The sequence below is a fragment of the Kitasatospora sp. NPDC093102 genome, from assembly GCF_040683915.1.
Taxonomy (GTDB): Bacteria; Actinomycetota; Actinomycetes; order Streptomycetales; family Streptomycetaceae; genus Kitasatospora.
This window is the reverse complement of the sequence record NZ_JBFBFA010000001.1, coordinates 180,578-192,827: the sequence shown is the minus strand read 5'-3', so window position 1 is coordinate 192,827 and position 12,250 is coordinate 180,578. Positions and strand designations below refer to the sequence as shown.

Genomic DNA, 12,250 nt, shown 5'->3' with positions numbered 1-12,250 from the left:
GGGTTGTGACGTACCCCGCACAGAGCCCGACGAACCCCGGGCCCGCACCCCCGGGATCGGGGGCACGGGCCCGTCTGCGGTGACCTGGGATCAGCCCTCTTCGGTGGCCGCGGCCTTGCCGGCCGCCGTCCCGCTCGCAGCGGTCTTCTTGGCCGCCGTCTTCTTCGCCGCCGCCGTCTTGGTGGTGGTCTTCTTGGCGGCGGTCTTCTTCGCGGCCGCGGTCTTGGTCGCCGCGGTCTTGGCCGTGGTCGTCTTCTTGGCCGCGGCCTTCTTCGGCGGGGCCTTCTTCGCCGCCTTCTTCACCGGTCCGCGCGCCCGCTTCTCGGCGAGCAGCTCGTACGCGCGCTCCGGCGTGATGGTCTCGACGTCGTCGTCCTTGCGGAGCGTGGCGTTGGTCTCGCCGTCGGTCACGTACGGGCCGAAGCGGCCGTCCTTGACCACCACCGGGCGCTCGCTGACCGGGTCGTTGCCCAGCTCCTTGAGCGGCGGGGCGGCGGCGGCCCGGCCGCGCTGCTTGGGCTGGGCGTAGATCGCCAGCGCCTCGTCGAGGGTGATCGTGAAGAGCTGGTCCTCGCTGGTCAGCGAGCGGGAGTCGGTGCCGCGCTTGAGGTACGGGCCGTAGCGGCCGTTCTGCGCGGTGATCTCCGCGCCCTCGGCGTCGGTGCCGACCACCCGCGGCAGCGAGAGCAGCCGCAGCGCGTCCTCCAGCGTGACGGTGTCCAGCGACATGGTCTTGAACAGCGAGGCGGTGCGCGGCTTGACCGCGTTCTTGCCGGTCTTCGGCGTGCCCTCGGGCAGGATCTCGGTCACGTACGGGCCGTAGCGGCCGTCCTTGGCGACCAGCATGTTGCCGCTGACCGGGTCCGGGCCCAGCTCGAAGTCGCCGCTGGGCTTGGCCAGCAGCTCCTCGGCCAGCTCGACGGTGAGCTCGTCCGGCGGCAGCTCGTCCGGGATGTCGGCGCGACGGCCGGGCTCGCCCTCGACGGCCGAGGCGCGCTCGACGTACGGGCCGTAGCGGCCGACCCGCAGGGTGATGTCGTCGCTGACCCTGAACGAGCTGATCTCCCGGGCGTCGATCGCGCCGAGGTCGGTGACCAGTTCCTTCAGGCCGCCCAGGTGGTCACCGTCGCCGTTGCCGGCCTCGGCGGCGCCGCCCGCGGCGTGGCCGTCGCCCTCGCCGAAGTAGAAGCGCTTCAGCCACGGCACGGACTGCGCCTCGCCGGCGGCGATCCGGTCGAGGTCGTCCTCCATCTTGGCGGTGAAGTCGTAGTCGACCAGCCGGCCGAAGTGCTTCTCCAGCAGGTTGACCACGGCGAAGGAGAGGAAGGACGGGACGAGTGCCGTCCCCTTCTTGAAGACGTACCGGCGCTGGATGATCGTGTCGATGATCGACGCGTAGGTGGAGGGGCGGCCGATCTCCCGGTCCTCCAGCTCCTTGACCAGCGAGGCCTCGGTGTAGCGGGCCGGCGGCTTGGTGGCGTGGCCCTCCGGGGTGATCCGCTCGGCGGCCAGCGGGTCGCCCTGGGCGACCTGCGGCAGCCGGCGCTCGCGGTCGTCGAGCTCGGCGTTCGGGTCGTCGGCGCCCTCGACGTAGGCCTTGAGGAAGCCGTGGAAGGTGATGATCTTGCCGGAGGCGGAGAACTCGACGTCCCGGCCGTCGGCGGAGGTGCCGCCGACCCGGACGGTGACGGACTGGCCGACCGCGTCCTTCATCTGGGAGGCGACGGTGCGCATCCAGATCAGCTCGTACAGCTTGAAGTCGTCGCCGCTCAGGCCGGTCTCGGCGGGGGTGCGGAAGCGGTCGCCGGACGGGCGGACGGCCTCGTGCGCCTCCTGCGCGTTCTTGACCTTGCTGGCGTAGGTGCGCGGGGCGTCCGGCAGGTAGTCGGCGCCGTACAGCTGGGTGACCTGGGCCCGGGCGGCGGAGATCGCGGTGTCCGACAGCGTGGTGGAGTCGGTACGCATATAGGTGATGAAGCCGTTCTCGTACAGCTTCTGGGCCACCTGCATGGTCCGCTTGGCGCCGAAGCCCAGCTTGCGGCTGGCCTCCTGCTGGAGCGTCGTGGTGCGGAACGGCGCGTACGGCGAGCGGCGGTAGGGCTTGGACTCGACGCTGCGGACGCCGAACGCCGTCTGCTCCAGGGCGGCGGCCAGCTGACGGGCCGCCTGCTCGTCCAGGTGCAGGGTGTTCGCGCTGGCGGCCTTCAGCCGGCCGTCCTGGCCGAAGTCGCGGCCGCTGGCGATCCGCTTGCCGTCGACGGCGGCCAGCCGGGCGCCGAAGGTCTCCGGGTTGGCGGCGTCGACCGGGGTGCGGCCGGTGCCGAAGGTGCCGACCAGGTCCCAGTACGAGGCGGTGCGGAAGGCCATCCGCTCGCGCTCGCGCTCGACCACCAGGCGGGTGGCGACGGACTGCACTCGGCCCGCCGACAGCTTCGGCATGACCTTCTTCCACAGCACCGGCGAGACCTCGAAGCCGTACAGGCGGTCGAGGATGCGGCGGGTCTCCTGGGCGTCGACCAGGCGCTGGTTGAGCTCGCGCGGGTTGGCCACGGCCTCCTGGATCGCCGACTTGGTGATCTCGTGGAACACCATGCGGTGCACCGGCACCTTGGGCTTGAGCACCTGCTGGAGGTGCCACGCGATGGCCTCGCCCTCGCGGTCCTCATCGGTGGCGAGGAAGAGCTCGTCGGACTCCGCGAGCAGCGACTTCAACTTGCTGACCTGGGACTTCTTGTCCGCGTTGACCACGTAGATGGGCGCGAAGTCGTGGTCGACGTCCACCCCGAGGCGGCGCACCTCGCCCGTGTACTTCTCCGGCACCTCGGCCGCGGTGCTGGGCAGGTCGCGGATGTGCCCGACGCTCGCCTCGACGATGTAGCCGGGGCCCAGGTAGCCCTTGATCGTCTTCGCCTTGGCCGGCGACTCGACAATGACGAGTCGCTGTCCGTGCGCGGTCTCGCTGCTCGGGGACACCTTCGCTCTTCTCTCCCGGTCCTTATGTGGCTGGTCGGCGCCGGCAGCACGGGCTGCGCTCCGCCCGACCCCTCCACCGTCCCGGGGCTGCCGCGGCACGACACCCCCACCAGCGGAGTGTGACCGTACCCCGGCCACCCTTGTCAAACGGACGGATCCCGCGTTTTCACTTACCGGGCTCACCGACGCCACTCGAACGGTAACCCGATGACGGAGGTTCGCGCCCCGCGGAGGGGGCCTTCGGCAGGTTCCGGAGGATGGAATGACGGATTTCAAGATCTGTCAACGGAAAATCGACGGACGGGCCCGGGGCGGCACTTTCGGCACGGGGCGGCGCTTTCGGCGCGGGCGGCACTTTCGCAGGGGGGCGCTCGTTCATGGGTGGCCGCAGGGTCCTCGTGGCAACCCCAGGCTCCGCGGATCGCCCGGGGGTTGCGGGGCTCAGCCGCCGGCCGCGGCCACGAGCCCGGTGCCGACCGCCAGACAGCCCACGCCCAGGGCGCTCCACAGCAGGTCGACGACGGCAGACCGGCCCACCTCTCCGGCCGCCAGCACCACCCGGCTCGGGCGCTGCGGGTCGTAACAGATCCGCACCGGGGCGCCGGGAGCGAAACGGCCCGGACGGCGCAGCGGGGTGTGCCCACGCGGGCGGGCGATCACGAGCCCCGCGATCCCGCACGCGCCGGGGCCGCCGACCGACGGCGGCACCGAGAAGGAGAGCAGCGGTGCGCTGTCCAGCTGGCCGTGCACGTCGTCCTCGGCCACCACGGTGGCCACCGCCGGCACCCCCCGGCGGCGCACCCGCAGGCGCAGGCTCACTTCGGCGGCGCACCAGAGCAGCAGCACGCCACCGAAGAGGGCGAGCACCGACCCGCCCACCATCGCCGTCGTCGTGTCCACCCCTGGCCCCCGGCTCCCCAGCTCTGTCCACAGCCTGTGGACAGAGCTTCACAGTGGGGGACCAACGGGAGACAGCCGTCCGACGGCGGCCGGACGAACCAGGGGGTACGGGCGGGTGAACCGGACCCGGATCCCGGCAGGCCGGGGCCTCGGCGGGTCCGCTCTCAGGGAGTGCGGTCTCAGGGAGTGCGGTCTCAGCGGACCGGGTCGATGAACCCCTGCTCGGTCAGCAGGCGAAGCGACTCCGGCACCCGGTCCCGCAGGACCACCCGGTCCTCGCCCAGCAGCTGCGCGATGGCGTCCACGATCTCGCCCGCCGACAGCGTCCCGTCGCAGACCCCGACGAAACCGGCACCCACGGTGTCCACCTTGGTGGCCCGCCGCATGCCGCGGTTGTGACGCAGGATCACGTGCTCCGGGTCCTCCGCGCCCGGCGCGCCGACCTGTTCCTGGACCACCTCGTCGGCCAGCACGTAGCGGGCCGCGAGCAGGCCCGCGTCGTCGTGCGAGCGGAGGAAGTCCTGCCGGTCGAACCAGGCCTCGATGTGCGGGCCGAGCGGCTGTTCCACCGGGTGCGGCCACTCCTCCACCCGGACGGTCGGGCGCTCGGCGCCGCTCGCCCGCAGGGTGATCCAGCCCATGCCGATGCCCTCGACCCGGCCCGCCTCGAAGGCGTCCAGCCACTCGCCGTACCGGGCCTGGTAGTCGCCGCCGGGGCCGCGGTGGTCACCGCCGTCACGCAGCCACAACTCGGCGTACTGGGCCACGTCCTGGACCTCGCGCTGGACGATCCAGGCGTCCAGGCCGGTGCCCGCGACCCAGCCGGCCAGCCGCTCGTGCCAGTCCTCGCCCTTGACGTGCTGCCAGTTGGCGAGCAGCTGGCAGTAGCCGCCGGGCTCCAGGTGGTCGGCGGCCGAGCGGACCAGGCTGCGGCACAGGTCGTCGCCGGCCATGCCGCCGTCGCGGTAGGTGAACCGGCCGGCCGGCGAGATGACGAACGGCGGGTTGGAGACGATCAGGTCGAACTTCCGCTCCCCGACCGGCTCGAAGAGGCTTCCGGCGGACACCTCGGTGTTGTCGAAGCCGGACAGCGCCAGGGTCAGCTCGGTGAAGCGCAACGCGCGCGCGTTGAGGTCGGTGGCGGTGACGGTCCCGGCGTGCCGGGCCGCGTGCAGCGCCTGCACACCGGAGCCCGAACCGAGGTCCAGCGCGGCCCGGACGGGGCGGCGCACGGTGATGTTGGCCAGCGTGGTGGAGGCGCCGCCGACCCCCAGCACCAGGTCCTTGCGAGCCACCCCGTGCGCGGTCTCACCGGAGCCGATGCCCCCTGCGCCGCCCACGGCGCAGCCCAGGTCGGAGACCACCCAGGCGTCCGAACTGGGCATCCCGGCCACCTCGTTGGCGTACGGCCGGACGTCGACGGTGGCGCGCACCAGATCGCCGTCGGGGCGCAGCCAGCCGTCCGCCAGGCAGTCCTCCACCGGCAGCGCGGCGGCGGCCGCCCGGTACGGGACCGGCTGCTGGAGCAGGAACAGCCGTACCAGCGTCTCCAGCGGACTGCCACCGCGGGTCGCCCGCAGCGCCGGGACCGCCTCGCTGCGGGCCAACGCCGAATAGCCGGTGGGCCCGAGCAGGTCCAGGCACCCGTCGGCGGTGAACGAGGCGGCGAGCAGCGCCTCGCGGAACTTGGCGAGGCGGGTCGGGTCGAGAACGGGGCTACTGATCACCCCGCCATTGTCCCCCGCCGCCCACCCCGCGGCCGCCGCTGCGCCCCGCGCCCATCGGACGGAAGCCCGCACCACTCCGCGCGCCCCCGCAGGCCGCCGCGCGCCGCCCTGCCGGGGCCGCCGAGTCGTTCGGCAGCGGCCCTCGGGCGCGCCGGCTCTCGGCGTACGAGCTTCGGGGGCGGCGGCTCCGCGAGGGCACGCGGAGCCGCGCCGTCCGTCGGGGCCGACGCGCCCGGGCTCAGCTCGCGCTGGGGGCGGGGTTCGCCGGGGTGCTGGGCGGGGCGGCCGGAGCGGTGGTCGCGCCGGCGGCCGGGCTCGTTCCGTCGGTCGCGCCGGGCACCGGGGGCGTGGCCGGGGCGCTCGGGGTGTCGGTGGCGCCGGGGGCCGGGGTCGTGCCCGCGCCGCCCGGGGCCGGAGTGCCACTCGCGCCGGCTCCCGCAGCACCGGTCGCAGCACCGGTCGCACCGCCGGTCGGGGCGGTGGTCGAGGACGGCTTGCAGCCCTCCTGCTTGGCCATCGCCGCGCCGAGGTCGCCGCGCTGGAGCTTGCTCTGCGCCTGGGTGGAGAGCGAGGCCAGCTGCTGCACCTGGTCGGCCACGCTGCGCAGCCCGTCGGCGAACTTGGCCTGGTCGTTGTTGGGCAGCGCGTCCAGCTTCTTCTGGACCTCCACGTAGCCGTCGGCCGCCTTCTTCAGCTCCTCGACGGTGTCCTTCTGGAGGAGCGCACCGTCCTTCACCTTGGGCGCACCGGCCGCGTCGATGGCGGCCGCTATGTCCTGGTTGGTCTTGGCCAGCCGCCCGATGTCCGTGGAGAGCCGTTTCTGGAGGTCGGCCGGGGCCTCGCCGGTCTTCACCTGGCCGGTGTCGGCGAGCGCGGTCTGCGCCTGGGCGATCGGGTCCTTGGCCGCGCCACAGACGTTCGACGCCCAGGACTCCAGCTGCTTGCTGTTGTCGTCGCCGCCGCAGCCGACGGCGCCGAACGCGAGCAGCACGCCGAGGGCGGGTACGGCCAGCAGTCGCTTGTTCACCGGGAGAAGCCTTTCGGTTTCGGTCGTCATCGGTCGTCGAACCTACACGGCCGGTGTCCGTCCCCTGGTTCCCGGTTCCCCGCCCCGCTCCCCGCCCTGCCGTCCGCCCCCTCGGCGCCCCTCCCTGCGCCCCCGGCCGCGGGTCAGGCCCGCTCGACCCGGATCGGATCGCCCGGCGGACCGTCCGCGGCACCCGGGCACCACCGTCCGGCCGCGCCCAGGACGTTGCAGGGACTGGTCGGCCGGCACTCGCCGTCGTGCGATATCGGCGTCGGACCGTACGGCAGCACGAGGCTGTCACCGTCGGTCCGGAAGGCGATCGTGCCCGGCTCCACGGCCTGCCGGGCCCCTCCTCGCGCGGCACGCCGACGGGCGTACCGAAGCAGACCTCCTCGCCCCGGGTACCGGCCGACGAGCTGATCGGCAGCTCGGCCCGGAGCGCTTCGGTGGTGGGGGTGGCCGCCGATGTGGCGGTGGTCTGCCCGGCCGGCCACCGGACGCGGTTCCGCTTGTACGTCCTCTTCCGCGGTCCTCTTCCGCGACGAGGCCCGACCGGTGATCGGACCCGGTCGTGCCGGAAGCAGCGAACCGCCGGGATCAACATGTGGTCAACGCATGACCGGGGGCTGGACGCCAGCCCTCCGGGTGCGTACGGAACCGCGGAAGAGACGCCTCAGACCGCGATGGAGGCGACCGAGACCGGCCAGCTCATCCGGATCAGGCCACCGTCCGTGCCGTTGGTGACCTCCAGCTCCTCGACCAGGCCGGTGATCACGGCGAGGCCCAGGGTGTCCTCGTCCGGCTCGCCGCCCTCGGCAGCGCCGGAGGCCGGGACGGCGGCGGGGCCGGCCTCGTCCTCGACCTCGATGAGGAAACGCTTCTCCTGATCGGTCAGCGCGACCCGGACCGTGCCGCCGATACCGCCACGCTGGTGCAGGCCGACTGCGCGGGAGCACGCCTCGCCGACCGCGAGCCGTACCTCGTCGAGCACCGACTCGTCGACCCCGGCCCGTCTGGCGACGGCCGCGGCGACCAGTCGGGCCGTCCGCACGTGCTCGGGAAGCGCGCTGAATCGAAGTTCGACGGTTGCCATCTCTCCCCCTCGGGGTGCTCCGACAGGGGCCGGAGGTCCGGCCCCTGCGGGCCGGCGGAACCGGCCCAGAGGCGCCCGAGGACGCTCCGGGCCACACGGGCCCGGGCACCCGGACGCGAGGAACGGGCGGGGCCGGCCGCACGGGCCGGCCCGGCCGCGTCAGTCGGTCGCGTTGACCGCGTCGTCCACCGAGGTGTGAATCGGGAAGACCTTGGTCAGGCCGGTGATGCGGAAGATCTTCAGGATGCGCTCCTGGTTGCAGACGAGGCGCAGCGAGCCCTCGTGAGCGCGCACCCGCTTCAGACCGCCCACCAGCACACCGAGGCCGGTCGAGTCGAGGAAGTCAACGCCCTCCATGTCGACGACGAGGTGGTACTTGCCGTCGTTGACGAGCTCGACCAGCTGCTCCCGCAGCTTCGGGGCGGTGTACACATCGATCTCGCCGCCAACCTCGACGACCGTACGATCGCCGACTGAACGGGTCGACAGGGACAGGTCCACGGAACCTCCAGCACCTTGCCTTGCTACGTCATGTGCGATCCTCGGCCGGACGGCCGCCACCGCATGGTCGCGAGCCCCGGGCGCGCCCAGCCAACGCGTGGCAAGCCTCAGCGCTGCGACCCACGGCCATTCGGCCGTCACGGCCACATTCAACCACCTGCGACCATGCCCGCACGATGGCTTACGGCGATTCTCCGTCACGCCGGTGACACACTGGGTCCCCATGCCGCCCCGACACAGCCCGCCCGAGGCACTGCTCACGACCCTGGCCACCGGCCGGGGGCGGTCCGACCGGCTCACCCATACGGAGCACCTTCCCGCCCGAGCTGCGTGTTATTCACCGTGGCCCGACTCGATCCGTCCGGAGGTCGTGGCCGCCGCGCGCGCCGTCGGGGTGGAACAGCCGTGGGCGCACCAGGCAGAAGCTATGAATCTGGCCAAAAGCGGCCAAACTGTGGTGATCGCCACAGGCACCGCCTCGGGCAAGTCGCTGGGCTATCTGGCCCCGGTGCTCAGCGACCTGCTGGACGGCACCGAGGCCCGCAACGGCCGCGGTGCCACCGCGCTCTACCTGGCCCCGACCAAGGCGCTCGCCGCCGACCAGCGCCGCCGGGCCGCCGAGCTCGCCCCACCGAGGGTCCGCGCCGCCCTGTACGACGGCGACACCCCGCCCGAGGAGCGCGAGTGGGTCCGCCAGTACGCCTCCTACGTGCTCACCAACCCGGACATGCTGCACCGGGGCATCCTGCCCGGCCACGCCCGCTGGTCCTCCTTCCTCAAGGCGCTGCGCTACGTGGTCGTCGACGAGTGCCACAGCTACCGGGGCGTGTTCGGATCGCACGTCGCCCAGGTGCTGCGACGGCTGCGCCGCGTCTGCGCCCGGTACGGTTCGTCACCCACCTTCCTGCTGGCCTCCGCCACCACCGCCGACCCGGCCGCGACCGCCCGGCGGCTGACCGGCCTGCCGGCCGTGGCCGTCACCGAGGACGCCTCACCGCGCGGGCCGATGGTCTTCGGCCTCTGGGAGCCGCCGCTGACCGAGAACGTCGGCGAGCACGGCGCGCCCGTGCGCCGCACCGCGACCGCCGAGGCCGCCCGCCTGCTCACCGACCTGGTCGAGTGGGAGACCCGTACCGTCGTCTTCGTCCGTTCCCGGCGCGCCGCCGAACTCGTCGCGCTCCAGGCCCAGGACCAGCTCGACCGCCCGCTCGCCGGGCGGGTGGCCGCCTACCGCGGCGGCTACCTCGCCGACGAACGCCGGGCCCTGGAGCGCGACTTGCACACCGGCCGGCTGCTCGGCCTCGCCTCCACCTCCGCTCTCGAACTCGGCGTCGACATCTCCGGCCTCGACGCCGTCCTGATCGCCGGCTATCCCGGCACCCGGGCCTCGCTCTGGCAGCAGGCGGGCCGGGCGGGCCGGGAGGCCCAGGGCGCTCTGGCCGTCCTGATCGCCCGGGACGACCCGTTGGACACCTACCTGGTGCACCACCCGGAGGCGCTGTTCGCGGCCCCCGTCGAGGCCACCGTGCTCGACCCCGACAACCCGCACGTGCTCGCCCCGCACCTGTGCGCGGCCGCCGCCGAACTCCCGCTCACCGATGCCGACCTGGAGCTGTTCGGGCCGTCCACCGCGCCGCTGCTGCCGGTCCTGGAGCGGCGCGGCCTGCTGCGCCGGCGCAGCGACGGCTCCTGGTACTGGACCCGTCGCGAGCGCGCGGCCGACGCGGTGGACCTGCGCGGCAGCGGCGGCAGCCCGGTGCAGATCGTCGAGGCCGACACCGGCCGACTGCTCGGCACGGTGGACGCCGCGGCCGCACACACCACCGTCCACACCGGGGCCGTCCACCTGCACCAGGGCCGCACCTACCTGGTCCGGGAGTTCGACCTGGACAACTCCGTCGCCCTGGTCGAACCGGCCGACCCGCCGTACACCACGGCCGCCCGCGACATCACCTCCATCTCCGTCCTCGACACCGACACCACCGTGGACTGGGGCGAGGGCCGGCTCAGCTTCGGCTCGGTGGAGGTGGTCAACCAGGTGGTCGGCTACCTCCGCAAGCGGATCTCGACCGGGGAGATCATGGGCGAGACCAAACTCGACCTGCCGCCCCGCACGCTGCGCACCCGCGCGGTCTGGTGGACCGTCACCGAGGACCAGCTGCTCGACGCGGACATCCCGCTCGACCAGTTGCCCGGCGCGGCCCACGCAGCCGAGCACGCCTCGATCGGGCTGCTGCCGCTGTTCGCCACCTGCGACCGGTGGGACATCGGCGGCGTCTCCGTCCCGCTGCACCCCGACACCGGCCTGCCGACCGTGTTCGTGTACGACGGCCACCCGGGCGGGGCCGGCTTCGCCGAACGCGGCTTCCAGCGGGCGGTCCAGTGGCTGACGGCCACCCGGACGGCGATCGCCTCCTGCGAGTGCGAGCGCGGCTGTCCCTCCTGCGTCCAGTCGCCCAAGTGCGGCAACGGGAACGACCCGCTGGACAAGGCCGCCGCCGTCCGGCTCCTGGACGTCCTGCTGGCCGGGGCGCCCGGGGCTGCGGACGAGCAGAACGGGCAGGAGACACCGGACGGGCCGGGGACACCGGACGGGCCGGGGACGCAGCACGGGCCGGGGACGCAGCACGGGCCGGGGACTCAGGACGGGCCGGAGGCATCGGACGGGCAGGAGGCGGCCTCGGGACCGGACGGTGGAGCGCAGGCCGGTTCATGAGGCCACCGCCGCAGTGCTCGGGCCTCGGCCCGGCCCGCCGTCCGGGACGTCCTCGGGGCCGGTGACCGGGGCCCGTGCCGGCCCGGCTCGGGCCCTTGCCCGCGCCGGGCCGACCGGCAGTCGGGCCGGGAGCCCGCGGACCCCCACCTCGGCCACCACCTCGACGGCGTCCACCGTCCGGTCGACCGCACAGGACACCAGCCCGGCGCCCTGTACGGCGGCGATCCCGGCGGCCCGGGCGCAGCCGCCGTCCGGGTCCAGCAGCAGTCGGTCCGCCGCGGCGAGGGCCGCGAGGTCGGCGGCCGACTCGGCCCGGTGCCGGGCCGCGACCACCGAGCCGACCGCGATCGTCGCGGCGCACACCGCCGTGCCCAGCATCGCCAGGGCGAGCAGCCAGACCGTCGCCGAACCGGCGTCCGGCCCTCGTCCGCCCGCCGCGGCCGCTCGGGCCGCACGGGCGCGCGCCACCCGCTCCGCCGTCGCCCGCAGCCCGCTCAGGACGGCCATGGGCCACCGCCTCCGTCCGTGACCGGCACCAGAACGTCCTCCCGCGCCGCCACCGCCGCCGCGCTGAGCCGGACGGCGAGCAGCCCGCCGAGCCTGCCCGGCCCCGCGCACGGCGCCTCCACCTCGACCCGAACCGTGTCGGCCGCCAGGGCCACCCGGACCTGCGCGCCCGGCGGGGCCGCCGCGCGGGCGAGCCCGGCAGCGTCCTGCTCCCCACGTGCGGCCGCCCTGGCGCCGACCCGGGCGGCGTCCACGCAGCGGATCTGCGCGGCCGCAGCGAGCACGCCCCAGATCAGCATCGCCGCGAGCAGGAGAAGCGCCGGCAGCACCACCGCCGTCTCCGCCGTCACGAAGCCCGCGTCGCCGCGCCGCCGCGGGCGCAGCGACCACGCCCGGCCGGCACCGTGTTCCCCCGCCCTGCCGGGGCCTGTCCCCGGGCCCCCGCCACCCGCCCGGAGGGCAGGCGGGGCGGCGTCGGGGTGAGCGCCCCGCAAAGCGGGGGTGAGGGCGCCTCCCGGCCGACGGGCTGGGGCCCGTCGGCGGTCGGCGACAACCTCGCGCGGTGCGTTCGTGCTCTGGGACCATCCGGCCCGAGGCGGCCCACAGGCGGGAGGCCGGCGGCAGACCCTAGGCCGCATGGAGCGCCCGCACCAGCATGTCGGTCAGCGCGCCGGTGATGGCCTCGCTGGTCACCACCTTGTACAGCCCGGCCGCGAGGGCGCACGCGCCCAGCGTCCCGACGGCGTACTCGGCCGTGGTCATCCCGGCGTCCGAGCGACCCCGAAGCCGGACCACCCTGCGCACCC

General features: G+C 74.2%; 11 protein-coding genes. 1 reads left to right on the top strand and 10 read right to left on the bottom strand.

Going from position 1 to position 12,250, the window contains the following annotated elements; all coding sequences use genetic code 11:
• Nucleotides 1-90: 90 nt before the first annotated feature.
• The 7 genes from topA to bldG all read right to left on the bottom strand — a co-directional run bounded on the left by topA (nt 91) and on the right by bldG (nt 8,221).
• Nucleotides 91-2,973, bottom strand: a complete 2,883-nt coding sequence (gene topA / locus AB0O11_RS00875) for a type I DNA topoisomerase (protein ID WP_363380288.1) — start codon at nt 2,971-2,973, stop codon at nt 91-93.
• A gap of 441 nt (nt 2,974-3,414) precedes the next feature.
• Nucleotides 3,415-3,873, bottom strand: coding sequence for a DUF3592 domain-containing protein (locus AB0O11_RS00870; protein ID WP_363380287.1), 459 nt, complete (start codon nt 3,871-3,873; stop codon nt 3,415-3,417).
• A 194-nt stretch (nt 3,874-4,067) separates the two neighbouring features.
• Nucleotides 4,068-5,600: a methyltransferase gene (locus AB0O11_RS00865; protein WP_363380284.1), complete on the bottom strand. Its 1,533-nt coding sequence runs from the start codon at nt 5,598-5,600 to the stop codon at nt 4,068-4,070.
• 238 nt (nt 5,601-5,838) lie between these two features.
• The gene (locus AB0O11_RS00860; RefSeq protein ID WP_363380282.1) at nt 5,839-6,657 is read right to left on the bottom strand and encodes a hypothetical protein; all 819 of its coding nucleotides are present in this window, start codon (nt 6,655-6,657) and stop codon (nt 5,839-5,841) included.
• 113 nt (nt 6,658-6,770) lie between these two features.
• On the bottom strand, nt 6,771-6,962 hold the full coding sequence (locus AB0O11_RS00855) for a cyclophilin-like family protein (protein ID WP_363380280.1): 192 nt from the start codon (nt 6,960-6,962) through the stop codon (nt 6,771-6,773).
• 338 nt (nt 6,963-7,300) lie between these two features.
• A complete protein-coding gene (locus tag AB0O11_RS00850; RefSeq protein WP_363380278.1) occupies nt 7,301-7,720 on the bottom strand; it encodes an ATP-binding protein in 420 nt (139 codons plus the stop codon).
• Nucleotides 7,721-7,879: 159 nt separating this feature from the next.
• A complete protein-coding gene (gene bldG, locus AB0O11_RS00845) occupies nt 7,880-8,221 on the bottom strand; it encodes an anti-sigma factor antagonist BldG (RefSeq protein WP_049659132.1) in 342 nt (113 codons plus the stop codon).
• A 223-nt stretch (nt 8,222-8,444) separates the two neighbouring features.
• Here bldG and AB0O11_RS00840 point away from each other — a divergent pair, with 223 nt between their 5' ends.
• Nucleotides 8,445-10,937 carry a DEAD/DEAH box helicase gene (locus AB0O11_RS00840; RefSeq protein ID WP_363380276.1) on the top strand — a complete coding sequence of 831 codons (2,493 nt, stop codon included), beginning with the start codon at nt 8,445-8,447 and terminating at the stop codon, nt 10,935-10,937.
• On the opposite strand, the gene AB0O11_RS00835 is transcribed toward AB0O11_RS00840, so the two are convergent.
• From AB0O11_RS00835 to AB0O11_RS00825, 3 genes are all read right to left on the bottom strand, one after another.
• Nucleotides 10,932-11,444 (bottom strand): Rv3654c family TadE-like protein, encoded by a 513-nt coding sequence (locus tag AB0O11_RS00835; protein WP_363380274.1) that lies wholly within the window; start codon nt 11,442-11,444, stop codon nt 10,932-10,934. The two genes, AB0O11_RS00840 and AB0O11_RS00835, sit on opposite strands and share 6 nt — an antisense overlap.
• Nucleotides 11,432-11,794: a TadE family type IV pilus minor pilin gene (locus AB0O11_RS00830; RefSeq protein WP_363380271.1), complete on the bottom strand. Its 363-nt coding sequence runs from the start codon at nt 11,792-11,794 to the stop codon at nt 11,432-11,434. Before AB0O11_RS00830 ends, AB0O11_RS00835 begins: the two co-directional genes overlap by 13 nt.
• Nucleotides 11,795-12,071: 277 nt before the next feature.
• Nucleotides 12,072-12,248: a DUF4244 domain-containing protein gene (locus AB0O11_RS00825; RefSeq protein WP_363381242.1), complete on the bottom strand. Its 177-nt coding sequence runs from the start codon at nt 12,246-12,248 to the stop codon at nt 12,072-12,074.
• Between the last annotated feature and the right edge of the window lie 2 nt (nt 12,249-12,250).